The organism is Paenisporosarcina sp. P4_D4, assembly GCF_056401835.1.
In genome coordinates, this window is sequence record NZ_JBFUIO010000011.1 from 1 (window position 1) to 19,319 (window position 19,319).

General features: G+C 41.1%; 17 protein-coding genes. 14 read left to right on the top strand and 3 right to left on the bottom strand.

Annotated elements, in window-relative coordinates; genetic code table 11:
- Nucleotides 1–252 precede the first annotated feature (252 nt).
- From AC1DSL_RS05005 to AC1DSL_RS05040, 8 genes are all read left to right on the top strand, one after another.
- On the top strand, nucleotides 253–2,229 hold the full coding sequence (locus AC1DSL_RS05005) for a S9 family peptidase (protein WP_477531392.1): 1,977 nt from the start codon (nucleotides 253–255) through the stop codon (nucleotides 2,227–2,229).
- Nucleotides 2,230–2,240: 11 nt separating this feature from the next.
- The gene (locus AC1DSL_RS05010) at nucleotides 2,241–2,783 is read left to right on the top strand and encodes a GNAT family N-acetyltransferase (RefSeq protein ID WP_342543100.1); all 543 of its coding nucleotides are present in this window, start codon (nucleotides 2,241–2,243) and stop codon (nucleotides 2,781–2,783) included.
- Between the two features lie 149 nt (nucleotides 2,784–2,932).
- Complete coding sequence (locus AC1DSL_RS05015) at nucleotides 2,933–3,568, top strand: class I SAM-dependent DNA methyltransferase (RefSeq protein WP_477531393.1); 636 nt, start codon at nucleotides 2,933–2,935, stop codon at nucleotides 3,566–3,568.
- A gap of 133 nt (nucleotides 3,569–3,701) precedes the next feature.
- Nucleotides 3,702–4,172 carry an S-ribosylhomocysteine lyase gene (locus AC1DSL_RS05020; protein ID WP_016429118.1) on the top strand — a complete coding sequence of 157 codons (471 nt, stop codon included), beginning with the start codon at nucleotides 3,702–3,704 and terminating at the stop codon, nucleotides 4,170–4,172.
- Nucleotides 4,172–5,110: a PLP-dependent cysteine synthase family protein gene (locus tag AC1DSL_RS05025; protein WP_477531394.1), complete on the top strand. Its 939-nt coding sequence runs from the start codon at nucleotides 4,172–4,174 to the stop codon at nucleotides 5,108–5,110. Before AC1DSL_RS05020 ends, AC1DSL_RS05025 begins: the two co-directional genes overlap by 1 nt.
- The gene (locus tag AC1DSL_RS05030; RefSeq protein ID WP_477531395.1) at nucleotides 5,107–6,240 is read left to right on the top strand and encodes a bifunctional cystathionine gamma-lyase/homocysteine desulfhydrase; all 1,134 of its coding nucleotides are present in this window, start codon (nucleotides 5,107–5,109) and stop codon (nucleotides 6,238–6,240) included. Before AC1DSL_RS05025 ends, AC1DSL_RS05030 begins: the two co-directional genes overlap by 4 nt.
- Before the next feature lie 192 nt (nucleotides 6,241–6,432).
- Entirely contained in the window at nucleotides 6,433–6,816 is a 384-nt protein-coding gene (locus tag AC1DSL_RS05035) for a hypothetical protein (protein WP_477531396.1), read from the top strand.
- A gap of 100 nt (nucleotides 6,817–6,916) precedes the next feature.
- The gene (locus tag AC1DSL_RS05040) at nucleotides 6,917–7,954 is read left to right on the top strand and encodes a flavin-containing monooxygenase (protein ID WP_477531397.1); all 1,038 of its coding nucleotides are present in this window, start codon (nucleotides 6,917–6,919) and stop codon (nucleotides 7,952–7,954) included.
- Between the two features lie 81 nt (nucleotides 7,955–8,035).
- On the opposite strand, the gene AC1DSL_RS05045 is transcribed toward AC1DSL_RS05040, so the two are convergent.
- On the bottom strand, nucleotides 8,036–8,812 hold the full coding sequence (locus tag AC1DSL_RS05045) for an enoyl-CoA hydratase-related protein (RefSeq protein WP_016429113.1): 777 nt from the start codon (nucleotides 8,810–8,812) through the stop codon (nucleotides 8,036–8,038).
- Nucleotides 8,813–8,927: 115 nt separating this feature from the next.
- On the opposite strand from AC1DSL_RS05045, the gene AC1DSL_RS05050 reads away from it, so the two are divergent.
- The gene (locus AC1DSL_RS05050) at nucleotides 8,928–10,550 is read left to right on the top strand and encodes an ABC1 kinase family protein (protein WP_477531398.1); all 1,623 of its coding nucleotides are present in this window, start codon (nucleotides 8,928–8,930) and stop codon (nucleotides 10,548–10,550) included.
- A gap of 186 nt (nucleotides 10,551–10,736) precedes the next feature.
- On the top strand, nucleotides 10,737–11,102 hold the full coding sequence (locus AC1DSL_RS05055) for a YhjD family protein (protein ID WP_342543105.1): 366 nt from the start codon (nucleotides 10,737–10,739) through the stop codon (nucleotides 11,100–11,102).
- 70 nt (nucleotides 11,103–11,172) lie between these two features.
- Here the strand turns inward: AC1DSL_RS05055 and AC1DSL_RS05060 are convergent, their stop codons facing one another.
- Nucleotides 11,173–11,721 (bottom strand): competence protein ComK, encoded by a 549-nt coding sequence (locus tag AC1DSL_RS05060; protein ID WP_477531399.1) that lies wholly within the window; start codon nucleotides 11,719–11,721, stop codon nucleotides 11,173–11,175.
- A 184-nt stretch (nucleotides 11,722–11,905) separates the two neighbouring features.
- Here AC1DSL_RS05060 and AC1DSL_RS05065 point away from each other — a divergent pair, with 184 nt between their 5' ends.
- The 4 genes from AC1DSL_RS05065 (at nucleotide 11,906) to AC1DSL_RS05080 (ending at nucleotide 18,482) form a co-directional block, all read left to right on the top strand.
- Entirely contained in the window at nucleotides 11,906–12,145 is a 240-nt protein-coding gene (locus tag AC1DSL_RS05065; protein ID WP_016429109.1) for an IDEAL domain-containing protein, read from the top strand.
- Nucleotides 12,146–12,353: 208 nt separating this feature from the next.
- Nucleotides 12,354–14,336 carry an excinuclease ABC subunit UvrB gene (gene uvrB / locus AC1DSL_RS05070; RefSeq protein WP_477531400.1) on the top strand — a complete coding sequence of 661 codons (1,983 nt, stop codon included), beginning with the start codon at nucleotides 12,354–12,356 and terminating at the stop codon, nucleotides 14,334–14,336.
- Nucleotides 14,337–14,342: 6 nt separating this feature from the next.
- Nucleotides 14,343–17,243, top strand: a complete 2,901-nt coding sequence (uvrA, locus tag AC1DSL_RS05075) for an excinuclease ABC subunit UvrA (protein WP_016429107.1) — start codon at nucleotides 14,343–14,345, stop codon at nucleotides 17,241–17,243.
- Nucleotides 17,244–17,321: 78 nt separating this feature from the next.
- On the top strand, nucleotides 17,322–18,482 hold the full coding sequence (locus AC1DSL_RS05080; RefSeq protein ID WP_016429106.1) for a DUF4097 family beta strand repeat-containing protein: 1,161 nt from the start codon (nucleotides 17,322–17,324) through the stop codon (nucleotides 18,480–18,482).
- A 55-nt stretch (nucleotides 18,483–18,537) separates the two neighbouring features.
- Here the strand turns inward: AC1DSL_RS05080 and AC1DSL_RS05085 are convergent, their stop codons facing one another.
- Nucleotides 18,538–19,080 (bottom strand): N-acetylmuramoyl-L-alanine amidase, encoded by a 543-nt coding sequence (locus AC1DSL_RS05085; protein ID WP_477531401.1) that lies wholly within the window; start codon nucleotides 19,078–19,080, stop codon nucleotides 18,538–18,540.
- Nucleotides 19,081–19,319: the final 239 nt, after the last annotated feature.

Sequence of the window (19,319 nt, forward strand, 5' to 3'; positions counted from 1 at the left end):
GGAGAGTCTATATGATTCAAATCGACTTTATCACGATCGTATTTGTACACCCAAAAATATATCCCCACTAAGCCYAGAAGAATCAATGCCATTCCACCTAGTATCCAAGCCATAATAAAACCTCCAATTTTCATATAAATAACATACTGCAATAAATTTAAATAATCGACGGGAAAATTATGGTTCAGATTTAAAGGAAAACTCTTACGGATGTCGAAATAGGAATAATGCGACACCTAGGGAGGAAATTAAATGTCAAAACGCAAATTAACTATAGAAGATTTAAATCAATTGGTTTCTGTTACTCAGCCTACCTTAGCACCAAATCAAAAAGAATCAGTTTTTGTTCATACAAAAATAGACGACAATGAAAATACATATCAAGCGAATTTATGGCATGTGGAATTGGATTCAAAGAAATTGACACAATGGACACATGGCAAAGAGAAGATTTCTTCTCCTACATATTCCATAGACGGCACGCAGCTTGCATTTTTATCTACTCGAGATGATAAGAATCAACTTTATGTATTGTCCACAAAAGGCGGGGAAGCACGTAAAGTGACTTCATTTGAAACAGGAGTCAGCAGTTTTGTGTGGTCTCCATGTGGAAAGAAAATATGGTTTTCTGCTTCCTTAAAAGAAGGAAAGAACTTTACTGATGAACCGGATAAAGAGGAAAAGAAAAAACCAGAACCATACGTAGTGGATAAAATGAAGTACAAAATGGACGGTACGGGGTTGCTGCCTCAAGACAGTTATAAACATATCGGTGTAATAAATCTTGAAAACGGGGAAGTAACACAATTTACGGAAGGCAATTATTTTTATTCGCTACAGTCCGTTTCACACGATGGATCGAAACTAGTCTTCGGTGTCAATCGTTCTGAAAACCAGGATTTCGAATTCCGTCAATCATTGTATTTGGTGGACGTGGACTCGAAGGAAGAAACGGTTGTTATTGAAGAAGATGGTTACTTTGGCGGTGCTGCATTTTCTTTTGATGATTCGAAACTGGCATTTGTCGGTAGCGATGCGTCTTTCAAGAACGCAACACATACAGAACTATATGTATATGATATCGAGTCAGGTTCACGCCAAAATCTGACTGAAGGAATTGATGCTCCAGTTGGGGATTATGTCGTAGCAGATACACAACAAGGGGCAAATGCGCCTAGCGTTGTATGGACGAAAGATGACCACTTGTATTTCCAAGTATCTACTATGGGGGACGTTCGATTATATGCCGCTTCATTGGAAGGGGAAATGTATCCGGCGACTGGCGACGATGAATATATATATGGTTATGATGTTGCAAAATCTGGGGAGTTTGCTCTGGTAACGGTGTCCAATCCAACCAGCATTGGCGAACTATATGTACAAACGATTGCGACTGGTGAAAGACAAGCATTAACGACATTCAATGAAACATTTGAAAACGAGGTGGAATTGGTATCACCTGAGGCAATTGTTTATGAAGGTGCAGAAGGATGGAACGTTCATGGTTGGTTAATGAAACCGGCGGGCTACGTACAAGGTGAAAAGTATCCATTAATTGTAGAGATTCATGGTGGTCCGCATGCTATGTACGCGAACACTTTTTTCCATGAGCTTCAGCTTTTAGCAGCACAGGGTTATGGCGTTCTATATGTAAATCCACGTGGCAGTCATGGCTACAGTCAGCAATTCGTCGATGCGGTTCGCGGCGATTATGGCGGCGGTGATTATGAAGACATAATGAAAGGCCTCGATTCGGTACTTGCTGAAAACGACTGGATTGATGAAAATCGTCTTGGAGTAACTGGCGGAAGCTATGGCGGGTTCATGACGAACTGGATTGTCGGCCATACGAATCGCTTTAAAGCGGCGGTCACTCAACGATCGATTTCAAACTGGATCAGCTTCTTTGGGGTATCTGATATCGGATATTATTTCAACGAATGGCAAGTTGGCGCGGATATGACGGATGTTGAAAAACTGTGGAATCATTCCCCTCTGAAGTACGCCAAGAACATCGAGACACCATTATTGATTTTACACAGTGAAAAAGATTTCCGTTGTCCGATTGAGCAGGCAGAGCAACTTTATATTACATTGAAACAAATGAAAAAAGAAGCGGGCTTTGTGCGTTTCCCGGATGCAGATCATAACTTGTCGCGAACGGGTTATCCAAATTTACGCTATGCCCGACTAGAGCAAATTACTGGTTGGTTTGATAAGTATCTATGAGGTGAAACGATTTGATTGAGGCAAGTTCACAGGTCCACTTGCGACCTTTTTATGAAGAGGATTTATGTAGACTATGGGAAATGAGTGCGAAAGAAGAAAATCCCGAATGGAAGAAATGGGATGCACCCTATTATCCATATTCACCAAAAACGTTTGAACAATTTTTATCCGATAAAGATCGTTATCTCAATAAGGAGCATATGTATGGGATTGAAGTGAATGACGAACTAATCGGGATGGTGTCCTATTACTGGGAGCATGAACCTTCTTTATGGCTTGAGATGGGAATCGTCATCTTTAAGCCGGAATATTGGAGCGGAGGCTACGGTGCAGAAGCCTTAAGAAAATGGACGAATCGTCTCTTTAAAACCATGCCGCTCGTACGTGTAGGCTTTACCACATGGTCCGGTAATTATCGGATGATTCGGGTAGGGGAAAAGCTTGGCATGACGATGGAAGCCCGTATCCGTAAGGTTCGTTACTACAATGGCACATACTATGACTCGATTCGCATGGGCATTTTGCGTGAAGAATGGGAAGCACAATCTAAATAATATCAAGACCCCTTTCGCATAATTTGAAAGGGGTCTTTTGGAATTTAGGAGTAGAAATAACGGGTAAACTATGTTATAAATAAGTCAGTTAACCTAATACCAAGTAAACTTATTGGAATAATATATATAAATAAAAAGGAGGATTTACTATGGGACGTGAATTCGTAGATATTTTTGACGAGTGGGTACATTCTTATGATGCATCCGTTTCCGGAAAAGATCCAGAATACCGTGATGTATTTGATAAATATGAAGAGATTCTTTCTGCGGTTGCTTCTAAATCATTTGGAACAATTGTTGAATTTGGAACAGGGACTGGAAACTTGACGGCGAAATTAATAGATGCAGGTCATTCTGTTATTGGTATCGAACCAAATAAAGCAATGCGTACGGTAACAGCGAAACGTTTTCCAGAATTGGCAATACTGGATGGGGACTTATTGAAATTTGAAGCACCCGAGAAGGTTGATACATTTGTCAGCTCGTATGTATTTCATCATTTAAAAGATTTAGAGAAAGAAAATGCTTTGGTCACATATGCTACTATATTGCCGGTTGGTGGGAAAATTGTATTTGCAGATACTGTATTTGTATCAGAAGAAGCAAAACAAGCACAGATTACAAAAGAACGCGCACGTGGTTTTAACAATGTGGCAGATGATTTGGAACGCGAGTACTACACGACGATACCTGTTTTGACTCTAGCATTTGAAAATGCTGGCTTCGACGTTCAGTTTGAACAAATGAATGATTATGTGTGGTTAATGGACGCAACTAAAAAATAGACTCTGTTAAACAATGTTGTTGAACTTCAGGGGGTGTGAAAAAAACATCTGCTCCTGCGGTTACTCGTCGCAAAGATTCCCACCTTCTCAATAAAAATCAACAGTAAAGAGTAAAAAATAAGGAGTGTTTTTGATGAAACAAATGAATGTTGAAAGCTTTAACTTAGATCATACAAAAGTAGTGGCACCTTATGTACGTCTTGCTGGTCGTAAAATGGGCACGAATGGCGACGAAATCCTGAAATATGATATCCGTTTCAAACAACCGAATAAAGAACATATGGAAATGGCAGGTTTGCATTCCATCGAGCATTTAATGGCTGAAAATATTCGCAACCATACAGATCAAGTGGTCGATATGAGTCCAATGGGATGTCAGACTGGATTCTATTTGGCTGTAATCAACCATGACAATTATGAGGAAATCCTAACGATTCTTGAAAAAACGTTGGAAGATGTCCTTCAAGCTACGGAAGTTCCGGCTTGTAACGAAGTCCAATGTGGATGGGCTGCAAATCACAGTCTCGAAGGCGCGAAAGAAATTGCACGCGACATGCTATCGAAGAAAGATGAGTGGCGTAACGTATTTGCGGAGGAAGCATAATGAACGTATACGGCAGCGTACATGAATTAATCGGCAATACACCGGTTGTTGAAATTAAAAATTGTGAAATTCCTAATAATTGCCGTATTTTTGCCAAGCTTGAATTCATGAATCCAGGTGGTAGCGTAAAAGATCGATTAGGCGTTTCTTTATTAAAGGATGCTGAAGAATCGGGAAAACTTCAACCAGGTGGCACTATTATTGAGCCGACCGCTGGCAACACAGGAATCGGTGTGGCTCTTGCCGCCATCGGCAAAGGTTACCAAGTGAAATTTGTGGTCCCGCAAAAGTTCAGTATGGAAAAACAAACTTTGATGCGCGCGTTGGGCGCTGAAATTATCAATACACCAACTGAACTTGGAATGAAAGGGGCTATTGAAAAAGCCGCAGAGCTTGTCAAAGAAACACCAGGCGCTTTTTCACCATCTCAATTTTCAAATCCAGCTAATCCTGAAACGTATGTCCATACTTTAGGACCTGAACTTTGGCGTGATTTGGACGGTCAAATTGACGTCTTTGTCGCAGGCGCAGGTTCTGGTGGAACCTTTATGGGAACTGCGAAGTATTTAAAAGGGCAGAAGGCAGATATTAAGACAGTGATTGTAGAACCAGAAGGCTCTATTTTAAATGGTGGGGAACCTGGTTCGCATTACACGGAAGGCATCGGTATGGAATTTTTACCAGCCTATATGAACAAAGCATATTTTAATGCTATCCATACGGTTACGGATAAGAACGCTTTTGAAAAACTGCGTGTGCTGGCTAAAGAAGAAGGTCTTCTCGTAGGCAGTTCGTCAGGAGCGGCATTTTATGCTGCACTGGAAGAAGCAAAGGTTGCAAAACCAGGCAGCCATATTGTAACTATTTTTGCAGATTCAAGCGAACGTTATTTAAGTCAAAAAGTTTATGAATTATTGAAGGAGGATGAAGCAGAGTGAGACCGAAAACGAAATTAATTCACGCTGGAATAGTAGGAGACGAAACAACGGGTGCCGTTTCTACTCCGATTTACCAGGTAAGCACGTATAAACAGGATGCCGTAGGTGATTTCCGCGGATATGAATATTCACGTACAGGGAATCCGACTCGCCATGCACTTGAAGTATTAATTAGTGATTTAGAAGGTGGTCATGCAGGCTTCGCTTTCGGGTCAGGAATGGCAGCAATCAGTTCAGTCATGATGCTTTTCAATTCTGGTGATCATATCGTCATGACGGATGATGTATACGGTGGTACATACCGTGTCATGACAAAAGTATTAAACCGTTTCGGAATTGAATCCACGTTTGTTGATTCTTCAAACGCAGCTGAATTTGAAGCGGCAATTAAAGAAAATACAAAAGCGGTCTTTATTGAATCTCCAACCAATCCATTGCTGAAAGTAACGGACATTGCGGAAATTGCACAATTGGCAAAAGCAAAAGGTTTACTGACAATTGTTGATAACACGTTTTTGACTCCTTACTTGCAACAGCCACTTTCACTTGGAGCGGATATTGTGTTGCACAGTGCAACGAAATATATTGGCGGCCATAGTGATGTAGTTGCTGGGTTGGTAGTTGTTGCGACAGAAGAGTTAGCGAAAGACCTACACTTTGTTCAAAACTCAGTAGGGGCAATTTTAGGACCACAAGATTCATGGTTATTGATTCGTGGCTTGAAGACACTCGGAATCCGCATGGAAGAAACAAATTCAAATGCTAAGCGCATTGCTGATTTCCTAGTTGCTCATGAAGCTGTTAGAAACGTCTTCTATCCAGGATTGGAATCACATGCTGGGCACGGCATCATGAAGAAACAGGCAACTGGTTTTGGCGGAATGATTTCATTTGATGTGGGCAGTACTGAAAAAGCCGATCAGCTGATCAAGAAATTAAAATACTTCACACTTGCTGAAAGTCTGGGAGCGGTGGAAAGCTTGATCTCCACCCCGGCACGGATGACGCATGCGTCAATTCCGGCAGAACGCCGCCAAGAACTTGGCATTCTAGACGGCCTTGTTCGTATTTCGGTTGGTATTGAAGACGTTGAAGATTTAATTGAAGATTTAGAGCAAGGGTTAGTTTAATATTCGTAGACTTCAGCCACTCCATCGAGATATGGAGTGGTTTTTGTTTGGCTTATGATAAACGATGTTGCTGATAGTAAAATAGTCAGTTCCCTTTTCATCAATAAAAATTAATAGAGCGGTTTGTTTAATGAATTAGATACTATTTATCCTCCTTATGAACATATTCTATAATATGGATAGGAGGTCGCCATGAAAAAAATCAGTTTGGTTCTTTGTTTATTGTGCGTAATCCTTTGCACAATTTTTTGGATGCGGTATGGTCATATCTTGGCTCAGGATGAAGGGACAATTCGACTTGGTTTGGCAGTTGCAGTTTTGGATGTCACTACACGTGAGTCTGTAAAGTTTCAGGAGACGGAATACGTGAAACGTTATGTTTCTGAATATACGGAAGAGGCGACATTTGACCATGTGAAGAAAATCATGAGTGATCTGGGATGGTCGTATGAAACACAAGAAGGAACGGCCTTATTTTTCAAGAAAAATAAAGATACGATTGTTGTAGAAACCGCCATTTTTATAGACGATTATTTATTATGGGACATGCCTTTAGAAGCTATTGATTCAGAGTGATAGTTAATTTCCATTTTTTTCTGGACAGTGAGTGATAACAATTTTATATTTTTATTGAAGTCTATTTAAAACTTTAATCTCTATTTAGGAGTGTTCCCAGTTGTATCATACAATTGTCGTCGGTGCTGGTCAGGCTGGATTAGCTATGAGCTATTTTTTAAAGTCAAATGAGAAGGATTTTCTTGTTCTCGATAAAGGATCATTCATTGGTGAGAGTTGGGTTAATCGATATGACTCATTGGTTCTTTTTACACCACGCCTATATAATTCCCTTCCAGGCATGATAATGGAAGGAGAGCCGCATGGATTGCCGTCGAAAGATGAAGTCAGCCGCTACTTAGCACGGTATGCCAAGAATTATCAATTCCCTGTTCAATTTAATAAGGAAGTTCATGGAGTCGTTCTAAATGACGATCAGTCGTTTAAGGTAACGACAAATAATGGTGTTTTTCAAACAAAAAACCTCGTCATGGCAACTGGACCTTTCCATAACAAGTTTGTTCCTTCAATGTCTAAATCAATTGATGATTATGTTGTTCAATTGCATTCATCCGAGTATCGCAACGAAAGTCAATTGCAGGAAGGCAATGTGTTGGTGGTAGGCGGTGGGAACAGTGGAGCACAAATTGCTGTGGAATTATCGAAATCAAAGAAAACATTTTTGGCGGTCAGTAAAAACCCCGATTATATGCCGTTATTCATCATGGGAAAAAGCATTTTTTGGTGGTTGGATAAAGTGGGAATATTAAATGCGTCTTCAAATTCCATGCTAGGTAAATTCATACAGCGAAAAGGCGATTTCATTTTTGGCCACGAGTTGAAAAATGCACTAAAACAAAATCGGGTTGTACTAAAATCAAGGCTCATTGAGTGCAAGGCGAATGAAGTAAGATTCCAAGATGATTCCACCTTACATATACAAAATATCATCTGGTCCACAGGATTCAGATCTAACTACTCTTGTATTCAAATTAATGGAGCTATTAGTGAGAAAAATGAAGTGCTGCATCAACGAGGAATCAGTCCAGTAAAGGGATTGTATTTCTTGGGCTTGCCATGGCAAAGTAAAAGAGGATCCGCTATTCTTCAAGGTGTAGGAGACGATGCGGAATATGTGATGGCTTTTTTAAACGACTGATTCTATTGGAACATGATAGTGAAGATACTACCAAAAAGAGCTATTCCAGAGGAAGTGTGAAATCTCTGGAATAGCTCTTTATTATTTCCCTTTAAAGACAGGCTTTCTTTTTTCGCCAAATGCAATCAAGGCTTCAACACGGTCTTCAGTAGGTATCGTTATTTCATAGGCTTTTCGTTCAATGTTCAAGCCTGTATGTAAATCAGCGTTCATGCCGTGTTTAATAGCAAATTTCGCTTGTTGTACGGCGATCGGCCCGTTTGCTAAAATCAGATTGGCAAATTTCCCCGTTTCTTCTAGTAAGCTTCCGCTGGAAACTACTTTTGTTAAAACGCCGTAAGCCAGAGCTTCATCAGCTGTTAAGCGACGTGCAGTCAGGATTAATTCAAGAGCTTTTGCTTCTCCGATCAAGCGTGGCAGACGCTGTGTACCACCGGCTCCTGGAATGATGGCTAAGCTCGTTTCAGTGAGTCCAAGTAATATATTATCTGCTGCAATTCGGAAATCGCATGCTAGTGCAAGTTCCATTCCCCCACCGAATGCGTGACCATTCATCATGGCAATTGTAGGTTGTGGCAAGTTTTCAATTGCTGAAAATACTTCACCGATTTTGTAAATATTGCGTTTTACTTGTTGCTCTGTCAACGTTTTGCGTTCTTTTAAATCTGCACCTACACTAAATGCTTTTTCACCAGAACCTGTGAAAACAACGAGACGAACGTCTGGATTGATGCGAATGGCTTCGGCAACCTGACCAAGTTCACGTAACATATCATAGTTAAAGGCGTTCATAGAGTCCGGACGATTGAGTGTGATGATAGCTAAATTCCCGTTTTGTTCGTAGCGAATGGTGTCCATGGTAAATCCCCCTTATAATGTTCACAATTTTGAAAGTTTTTCCCTTCAAAACATATCACTTTTTGGACGTTGTCGCCATCTCTCTCTATAATGGTAGGCAAAGGAGGCGCTTGAAATGGAACGTTTAGCAATTTATCGAATTTATCGCATTGTCTGGATGTCCGTAAAGTTTTTTACACAAGTAACGCTTTTTCAGCGCCGTTATAAAGGTCGTTTTACACCGGTAATCAACGAAAAATGGGAGCGGCTTGTGACGAGGCAAGCGAAAGAATATAAACGGACCGCACTCAAACTTGGCGGATTAATGATTAAAATGGGACAGTTTTTATCGACACGTGCGGACATAATGCCGCCTTCATTTATTGCAGAGCTAGAAGGGTTGACCGACCGGGTTCCTGCTGTTCCGAGAGAGAAAGCAATTGATCTTCTCGAACAGGAGTGGAATGAAACTCATACGGATATTCTCATGAACCTATCGGATAAACCTGTCGCATCTGCATCGATCGGTGAAGTCTATAAGGGCTCGCTGAAAGACGGGACGCCTGTGGCAGTGAAAATTCAACGCCCGGAAATCGAGCGCATTTTACGTGCTGATTTTCGTGCCATGAAAATTGTGATTTGGCTGGCAAAACGTTTCACGGCTTTTGGCAAACAAATTGATTTCAATCTGTTGTATAGCGAGATGGTCGATACGGTTGGGGCAGAGCTTAATTTTTTACAGGAACTACGTAATGGGCGCAGCTTTGCGGACCGTTTCGAATCAATGCCAGGTGTTCGTTTCCCTGTGTACTATGATGAATTTTCTACGCGTCGCGTTCTGGTGATGGAATGGATTGAAGGTGCCCGTATAACCGACCTTGCATTTATTGATTCTAATGGGATAAACCGTCGCGTTTTATCGGAGCGACTGTTTCGGTTGTTTTTAGAACAAGTGCTGGATGGTGGACAATTCCACGCGGATCCACACGGTGGAAATATCTTAATTAAACCCGATGGCACGATTGTGTTGATTGATTTCGGAATGGTCGGTTCTATCAGTAAAGAGGAAGCGCGTTCCGTGTTAAAAGTCGTCGAAGGTATACTGCTCAAACAGTATGACCAAGTATTGGATGGTCTGGAAGAGTTGAGATTCTTGTTGCCGCAGGCAGACCGCCGTTTACTGGCAGATGCAATTGCCAGAGTGGTTGCAGCGTATGAATCCGAAGAATTGACGCAAATGGACAGTTTTGTCGTCGACCGTTTACTGGATGACTTAAAAGGAATTGTCCGTACGCAACCTGTGCAGCTGCCTGCGGAATTCGCCTTTTTTGGTCGGGCAGTTTCGACTTTTATTGGAGTTCTTCATGTTCTGGATCCGAAAGTGGATTTACTTGCTATTGCGCGGCCGCGTGTGCTCGAATGGGCAACAACCCAAAAAGAGGGGGACAAATCATTTTCGAAAGAGGATGCGGTACGCTTTGCATTAAATGCAATCGGACCATTGCGTGCTTTCCCACAAAAAGTAATTACTTTCCTAGATGAACCGACTCGAATGCGGGAATACATGCAAATTCGGGATGCACAATCCAAAGTGGAACGATTCCAACTGCAAACGCGAATGTTTGCCGGAATCATATCTGTTTTGTCCTTGGCTACAGGGTTTTATGCGGTATGGGATGATCATTCTCCATTAATGGTTACATCCGGATTTTTCTTTATCGCTTCTGCTTGGGTTTATCGAGGGAAATCACATAAATAACGCTGAACCATCTCTTTTTTGAGGTGGTTTTTTTGACGAATATTTCATGTCATCTCACGCTAAGGTTAACTTGAAGTGAGACGCAGCAACACTTCCAGCGAAATTCCCCTGATTTCCCACTTGTATTTTTTAAAAATGAGCGTACAATATAAAATACGAACAAACGTTCTTGAAGGAGGCGAAAACATGCCGCTCATTCCAGCCGATAGTTTACCCTATTTTGAAAAAATGATTTATCTCCCCATGGTATTGACCATTTTGGAGCGCGACCGGGAAATCGTTGAAAAAGGCCCATTCAAGTTGAAGAGACCTTATGTGGCCATGATCGATCAAGCAGTGAAGGAAGCGCAGCGTGAATTGAAAGACACGAAAATCTATTTGCGCCAACACAATATGAAAGTCATTCGAGGCAATCACGATGACACCTTTACCGAATATGTTTTTTTTCACAGTGGATACGAAGAGCATCGCCGCTATTTGAACGTGCGCTTGAGAAATCGAGTCGAGGAGCTGCTGAGTGTGTATCTGTCAATTGCAAAACAGGCTAATTGAGTGAGTGGGGAAATTGAGTGAAAATCAAAATAATAAGCCCTTTCACAGAGAAAGGGCTTAAGAGTATGTATTATCTGGTAGGATTTGTTTGGGTTGGTAAATATGTAAGCTTTGACTGAGAAAAAGGATGGTTCATTTGATCGCGTGTTTTTTGAAATTGATTCGTCAGGAAATGGGAAAGCACAAATTGTCTGCACATTGTTGTGTACGAAACATTCACCGGTAGAATCTGCGAATTAGTGAAATGCACTAAACATTGGTTGTGGGAATTAATTGAATAGCTATCGATAGCAGAAAAGGATATCCATATATTTCCGTCTGATTCGGCAGATAGGGTCGGCATCATGATTAATGGAACTCCAAAATCATGTGAAATGATGAGAGGGACTTTATGCAAAGGGCCAATGGATTCACGAGAGAAAAACGTAGCATGTTTATAAGAGTTTCCATAAAAAATAAGTGATTTTTTTATAATGGCCCCAGGCTTCATTCTAACGATAAATTCAATATGGTTTTCAATGACACGAGTGTAAAGATTATTCTCATTCCAGAACGGTACGAGAGCAATGGTGTTGAATGACACGATGTAATTCGAGGCAGCGGAGATTTTTTTATCCATCTATTCACATCCCTATTTTAGAGTACAAACCCTATTATAGAGAAAATTGGGAATTTTGCAATACTTTTGACTAATTAGTACAAATATTAAGAAAAAATAAATCATACGTAATATTCAGAAAAAACATTTGCAACTTCCTAGGTTTTTTATTTATAATAGAAAAAAGGCATCCGAGGTGATTGCAATGGATAAGTATTATTCATATGCTGATTTTCTGAAAGCGATGGGGCGAAATCAGACCGTTAGTGAAGCGGAGAAACTGTTGAACGATATCTACATGGATTTGTTCTTGAACCATGTGCATCGCGAGCAACGGAAAGAACGCTTGCTGACCTTGATTGATGGAGCGCTCGATCTGAAAGATAAAGAATCGTTTGTGGCATATACAAGCGAATTACGTCTGTTGCAACAAGAAAGTGTGTAATGATTAGATGATTAGTTCCTATAGACTTGTGAATTATCCGCTCTTCGCGAAGAGCGGATTTTGTTTTTTTAGCAGAAAAACATACGTTCGCTTTTTATTCGTGTTCCATTGGGGAATATGATAAAATATGAACATTCAATAAAAATGGCCGAACCCCGCTAACCTTAACAAAAGTAGCGCTTTCCGCTTTATAAACAAGGAGGAAATTATGGTACAGAATTTTGATTTGCAGGCTCCTTACAAACCTGACGGTGATCAACCGCAGGCGATTCGCGAATTGGTAAAAGGAATTGAAGAAGGTCGGAAATACCAGACGTTACTTGGTGCAACAGGAACAGGTAAAACATTTACCGTGTCGAATGTAGTGACGGAAATCAAAAAGCCGACATTAGTCATGGCTCACAATAAAACACTTGCAGGACAACTGTACAGTGAGTTCAAAGAATTCTTCCCGAATAATGCGGTGGAGTATTTTGTTAGTTTCTACGATTACTATCAACCGGAGGCTTATGTGCCACAAACGGATACGTATATCGAAAAAGATTCAAGTATTAATGAAGAGATTGATAAATTGCGCCACTCCGCAACGTCGGCTTTATTTGAACGGGAGGATGTATTAATTGTTGCATCCGTTTCATGTATATATGGACTCGGAAATCCCGAAGAATATCGGGAAATGGTGTTGTCCCTTCGTACGGGAATGGAAATCGAACGCAATCAATTACTCCGTCGATTGGTCGATATTCAATATGAACGAAACGATATGAATTTCGTCCGCGGGAAGTTCCGTGTGCGAGGAGATGTCGTTGAAATTTTCCCGGCTTCCCGTGATGAACGGTGCATTCGCGTTGAGTTTTTCGGGGATGAAATCGACCGGATACGTGAAGTGGATGCCTTAACAGGTGAAATTATCGGAGACCGTGAACATGTTGCGATATTCCCGAACTCCCACTTCGTTACCCGTGAAGAAAAATTGCTGAAAGCGATAGAAAATATTGAAATTGAATTAGAACAGCAACTGAAAGTTCTACGTGGCGCAGACAAATTACTAGAAGCGCAGCGTCTGGAACAACGTACCCGCTACGACTTGGAAATGATGCGCGAGATGGGCTTTTGTTCAGGTATCGAAAACTATTCACGTCATTTAACACTGCGCGAATCTGGGGCCACCCCATATACATTACTTGATTATTTTCCAGACGATTTCCTGATGGTCGTGGATGAAAGCCACGTAACATTGCCTCAAGTAAGGGGGATGTTCAACGGGGATCAGGCTCGTAAGAAAGTGTTGGTGGATCATGGGTTCCGGTTACCATCCGCCATGGATAACAGACCATTGACATTCCAGGAATTTGAAGGTCATATGGGGCAAGCCATATTCGTTTCAGCGACTCCAGGACCTTATGAATTGGAACACACACCTGACATGGTTGAGCAAATCATTAGACCGACAGGCTTGTTAGACCCTACAATCGATGTCCGTCCGATTGAAGGTCAGATTGATGATTTGATTGATGAAATCCGTCAACGGGCCGAGCGTAATGAACGGGTTCTTGTGACCACATTAACGAAAAAAATGTCAGAGGATTTAACCGATTATTTAAAAGAAATCGGCATTAAAGTTAATTATTTGCACTCAGAAATTAAAACACTTGAGCGAATTGAAATTATTAGAGAACTTCGCATGGGTACGTATGATGTATTGATTGGCATCAACTTGCTCAGAGAAGGACTCGATATTCCGGAAGTTTCGCTAGTGACGATTTTGGATGCGGACAAAGAAGGGTTTTTACGTTCCGAGCGTTCACTTATTCAAACAATTGGACGGGCAGCACGTAATGCCAATGGACATGTCATCATGTATGCGGATCGCATGACGGATTCAATGACCAAAGCAATTGGTGAAACGCAGCGACGCCGCGATATCCAAATAGAGTATAACGAAAAACATGGCATTACCCCGCAAACAATTCAGAAGAAAATTCGCGATGTCATTCGTGCTTCTCATAATGCAGAAGAAACATCGACATATATGGAAAAAGTAACAAAAGGCAAAAAATTGACCAAAGACGAGAAAGTGACATTGTTGCTGACTTTGGAAAAAGAAATGAAAGACGCAGCGAAAGCACTCGATTTCGAACGTGCAGCTGAACTGCGTGACACGATTTTGGAACTGAAAGCGGAAGGATGAACCGATTTGAAAAACCAGGAAATTCGTATACAAGGTGCACGTGCACATAATTTGAAAAACGTAGATTTAACAATTCCACGAGACAAGCTTGTTGTCATGACAGGCTTATCGGGATCGGGTAAATCTTCACTTGCTTTCGATACGATTTATGCAGAAGGACAACGACGTTATGTCGAGTCATTGTCTGCCTATGCACGACAGTTTTTAGGTCAAATGGATAAACCGGATGTAGATGCCATTGAAGGCTTGTCACCTGCCATTTCCATTGACCAAAAAACAACAAGCCGCAATCCTCGTTCCACTGTGGGGACAGTAACGGAAATTTATGATTATTTACGACTGTTATTTGCACGTGTCGGGAAACCGATCTGTCCAAATCACGGGACTGAAATTACATCACAGACCATTGAGCAAATGGTTGACCGTTTGATGGAATTCCCGGAACGTACGCGGATGCAAATTTTAGCGCCGATTGTTTCCGGTCGTAAAGGTACTCATGCAAAAATGTTGGAAGATGTGAAGAAGCAAGGCTATGTACGAGTGCGTGTAAACGGTGATTTAATGGATCTGGATGACGACATTAATTTAGACAAAAATAAAAAGCATGACATTGAAATTGTTATTGACCGTGTCGTGATGAAGGATGATGTTGCAGCACGACTGGCAGATTCATTGGAGTCCGCGTTAAGACTGGCGGATGGTCGTGTCTTGATTGATGTAATGGAACATGAAGTATTACTGTTCAGTGAACATCATGCATGTCCAATTTGTGGATTTTCAATTGGGGAACTAGAACCACGCATGTTTTCATTCAACAGTCCATTTGGTGCCTGTCCGGAATGTGATGGTCTAGGTACGAAGCTTGAAGTGGATCCTGAACTTGTGATTCCCGATTGGTCAAAATCGTTGAATGAAGGAGCGATTGTACCGTGGGAACCGACCAGTTCTCAATACTATCCACAACTTTTGGCGGCAGTATGTAAACATTACAAAATCGATATGAAAAAACCCGTGAAAAAACTGCCGAAAGAACAAATGGATAAAATTCTTCATGGCTCTGGCAAGGATAAAATTACATTCCGTTATGAAAATGATTTTGGACAAGTTCGGAGCAATGAGATTTATTTTGAAGGCGTATTAAAAAATATCGAACGCCGTTATAAAGAAACGTCGTCGGATTATATTCGCGAGCAAATGGAAAAATATATGGCCCAACAAGATTGCCCAACATGTGAAGGCTATCGTCTGAAACCTGAAACATTGGCAGTGAAAGTAGCTTCACTACATGTCGGACAAGTGACGTCTTTCTCCATTCAGGAAGCTGATGCATTTTTCAAATCACTCGAGTTATCCGAAAAAGATATGCAAATTGCACGACTCATTTTACGTGAAATCGATGAACGACTTGGGTTCCTTATTAATGTGGGACTGGATTATCTAACGTTGAGTCGGGCTGCTGGAACATTGTCGGGTGGGGAAGCACAACGTATCCGTTTAGCGACTCAAATTGGTTCGCGTTTATCGGGCGTACTTTACATTTTGGATGAACCTTCAATCGGCTTGCATCAACGAGATAATGATCGCTTGATTTCAACGCTTAAAAATATGCGAGATATCGGTAATACGTTAATTGTGGTTGAACATGATGAAGACACGATGATGGCTGCAGATTATTTAATTGACGTGGGTCCTGGAGCAGGAGTACATGGTGGAGAAATTGTCGCTTCCGGAACACCGGCGCAGGTCATGAAAAACACGAAGTCCATTACCGGTCAATATTTAAGCGGGAAGAAATTCATTCCGCTGCCTACAGAACGTCGCAAACCGGACGGTCGTTTGATAACGATCAAGGGAGCGACAGAAAACAATTTGAAAAATGTTACCGTGGATATTCCGCTTGGTGTTTTCACTTCGGTTACAGGTGTGTCAGGTTCAGGGAAAAGTACGTTGATAAATGAAATTTTGCATAAAGCTCTCGCTCAAAAGCTAAATCGAGCAAAATCGAAACCTGGACAGCACATAGAAGTAACAGGTATCGAACAATTGGAAAAAGTCATTGATATTGACCAGTCTCCAATTGGCCGAACACCAAGATCAAATCCAGCTACCTACACGGGCGTATTTGATGATATTCGGGATGTGTATGCGTCAACGAACGAAGCGAAAGTGCGTGGCTACAAAAAAGGTCGATTCAGTTTTAACGTTAAAGGTGGACGTTGTGAAGCTTGTCGTGGTGACGGTATCATCAAGATTGAAATGCATTTCTTGCCGGATGTCTATGTACCATGTGAGATTTGCCATGGGAAACGATACAACCGTGAAACACTGGAAGTGAAATACAAAGACAAAAATATTGCAGATGTATTGAAAATGACAGTGGAAGACGGTCTGAAATTCTTTGAAAATATCCCGAAAATCAGCCGTAAACTTCAAACAATTGTCGATGTAGGCCTAGGCTATATGGAGTTGGGCCAGCCAGCTACGACGTTATCAGGTGGTGAAGCACAACGGGTTAAGTTGGCTTCGGAATTGCATAAACGCTCGAATGGTAAATCATTCTACATTCTAGATGAACCGACGACTGGACTTCATGCACATGATATTGCCCGTTTGCTTGTTGTCTTGCAGCGATTGGTTGAAAGTGGCGATACCGTTTTAGTAATCGAACATAACTTAGATGTTATTAAAACTTCCGATTACTTGATTGATTTAGGGCCAGAAGGTGGCGATAAAGGCGGCACCATTTTAGCAGTGGGTACCCCTGAAGAAATTGCCAATGTCAAAAAGTCATATACAGGTCGCTATTTAAAACCTGTGCTAGAACGTGACCGTCAGCGCATGGAAGATCAAATCGCAAAAGCTTCAACAAAAAAGAAGGCGAAAAAAGAGACAGTTTCAGCTAAATGAAACCTTTTTGTGGATGAACCGTATGTATAAGGGAAGAACAAAGTTCCGCGCAAAGCGGCTTTGAAGGAGGCCAACTATATGCAAGAAGAACGTAAACGCATTTTAGATCTAGTTGAAAAAGGAACGATTTCTGCTCAAGAAGCGTTGGTATTACTAGAGGCTCTTGGAAATGATAAGGCTAAACCTAGTGTGTCAGCATACGCTGGACCGGGAACGTCTGATGTGCATAACCATTCCACTCATACAAATTCTGAAACACACAACAAGAAAACCACATCCTCTCAAGCAGAAGATTTTATGGAAGATATTAAAAGAGATTTTTCGCAATTCAGCGACCGTTTCATGCAATTTATGCAAACGGCTGTCGGTAAAATGAAATCATTCGATTTCGATATGCCTTTCGGTGAACCGAACGAATTTCATCACACCTTTACAAAAGAGTTGGCAGATTTCAAAGAAGTCTCTGTCGACATTGCCAATGGGAAGTTCGAAATTTATCCTTCACAAGACGGTCAAGTACGAGCGGAATGCCATGTGAAAGTGTATCGTGCTCCCAATGAAGAGGATGGGAAGAAAGATTTCTTTGAAAAATTTGTATTTGTCGTGGATCAACAAAGATTGCGCATTATCAGCGACATGAAAACAACTTCTGTCAATGTCGTCTTGTATGTTCCAAAACAAATGTATGATTCCATATCGGTTCGATTGTTCAATGGAGCCTTCATCAGCAAACATCTAGAAGTGGGACGCTTTAAAGTCAAAACCGCTAATGGCAAAATTGAATTGAAAAATGTTCAATTGGAGGATGGCGAAATCCAGACTGCCAATGGCGCCATTAATATTAAAGATGCCATTGGAAACAAGGTTGATGCAGAAACCATAAATGGTCGTATTTACATTGATGGCCATTTAAAAGATATTGAAGCACAATCTGTGAATGGTCATGTCGTTGTCACCACGAAAAATCCCGAAGCACGTAAAGTTGAGGGACGTGCAGTGGCTGGTACAGTAGAAATTTATGTCCCGTCCACGGTTGCTTTGCAAGGGGAAGTGGCTTCGAATTTCGGGAAAATGGACGTATCATTGCCGGATGTGACACGTTTAAATGAGCAAGAGCATTTCTTGCAAAAAAATATCCGTTTTACAAAAGAACTCACAGATTCAACAGCAGCTCCTCTGTATATTAAAGGGGAAGCAAAAACAGGCTCGATTGTCGTACGCTATACAACAGCTGAATAAATAGAAAATCCCCAAATCGAAAGTACAATCGATTTGGGGATTTTTATATTCCTTATTATAATGAACACAGTATACCGAAAACGATGGCTTGTGCACATTGCTGTTGATATTCTAGACTTTTTAACAAGTCTGCTTCTTTTTTATTTGTCATAAATCCACATTCCACTAATATGGCAGGCATCGTCGTTTCCCTCAGCACGGCTAAGTCCCCTTTTTTAACACCTCGATTTTTTCTACCTGTGCGCATGATCAAAGCTTGCTGAACAAAAGTAGCCATCCGAGTTGAAGTTTCGCTTGGGTTCAAACAAGTATACGTTTCAATGCCTTGAGCTTGGTTCCAATCATTGCCGAAAGCATTCGCATGAATCGATATAAATGCTGAAACTTTCAGTTTGTTCGCTAGAGATATGCGTTCTGAAAGTGCAACATCGCAAGAATTATTATGCGAAAATAGTACGGTAAATCCTTCAGCAGTAAAGAGCTTCTTGACATGTATAGCCGTGGCTTCATTAAAAGTGAATTCCCGTAAGGCTCCATCAGGCGATCGTTTACCTGAAGTTTCTGGACCATGTCCAGCATCGACGATTATCTTCTTCATTCTTCATCCCTCCTAATACTTACATAGGAAAAATGAAAGAAGAGAGATAATTTCGATCGAGATTACCTTCAATTTAGTACCATGAAATTAATGTTGTACTATCAAAATGCTTGTCTAGCTCCAATCGCCATCCCTAACCTTCCAGCGCAGATGTACAGCAAAACGGCACTTTGCGCTTTTCTCAAAGTGCATGCTAAAATAAAGGACATGACGGATAATTCGCATTTCGAAGAAAGCAG

What these genes read in the sequence shown, in the direction of transcription:
- AC1DSL_RS05005 (WP_477531392.1), top strand. Translation starts at nt 253, where the DNA reads ATGTCAAAACGCAAATTAACTATAGAAGATTTAAATCAATTGGTTTCT.
- AC1DSL_RS05015 (WP_477531393.1), top strand. Translation starts at nt 2,933, where the DNA reads ATGGGACGTGAATTCGTAGATATTTTTGACGAGTGGGTACATTCTTAT.
- AC1DSL_RS05020 (WP_016429118.1), top strand. Translation starts at nt 3,702, where the DNA reads ATGAAACAAATGAATGTTGAAAGCTTTAACTTAGATCATACAAAAGTA.
- AC1DSL_RS05025 (WP_477531394.1), top strand. Translation starts at nt 4,172, where the DNA reads ATGAACGTATACGGCAGCGTACATGAATTAATCGGCAATACACCGGTT.
- AC1DSL_RS05035 (WP_477531396.1), top strand. Translation starts at nt 6,433, where the DNA reads ATGAAAAAAATCAGTTTGGTTCTTTGTTTATTGTGCGTAATCCTTTGC.
- AC1DSL_RS05045 (WP_016429113.1), bottom strand. Translation starts at nt 8,812, where the DNA reads ATGGACACCATTCGCTACGAACAAAACGGGAATTTAGCTATCATCACA.
- AC1DSL_RS05050 (WP_477531398.1), top strand. Translation starts at nt 8,928, where the DNA reads ATGGAACGTTTAGCAATTTATCGAATTTATCGCATTGTCTGGATGTCC.
- AC1DSL_RS05055 (WP_342543105.1), top strand. Translation starts at nt 10,737, where the DNA reads ATGCCGCTCATTCCAGCCGATAGTTTACCCTATTTTGAAAAAATGATT.
- AC1DSL_RS05060 (WP_477531399.1), bottom strand. Translation starts at nt 11,721, where the DNA reads ATGGATAAAAAAATCTCCGCTGCCTCGAATTACATCGTGTCATTCAAC.
- AC1DSL_RS05065 (WP_016429109.1), top strand. Translation starts at nt 11,906, where the DNA reads ATGGATAAGTATTATTCATATGCTGATTTTCTGAAAGCGATGGGGCGA.
- uvrB (WP_477531400.1), top strand. Translation starts at nt 12,354, where the DNA reads ATGGTACAGAATTTTGATTTGCAGGCTCCTTACAAACCTGACGGTGAT.
- AC1DSL_RS05080 (WP_016429106.1), top strand. Translation starts at nt 17,322, where the DNA reads ATGCAAGAAGAACGTAAACGCATTTTAGATCTAGTTGAAAAAGGAACG.
- AC1DSL_RS05085 (WP_477531401.1), bottom strand. Translation starts at nt 19,080, where the DNA reads ATGAAGAAGATAATCGTCGATGCTGGACATGGTCCAGAAACTTCAGGT.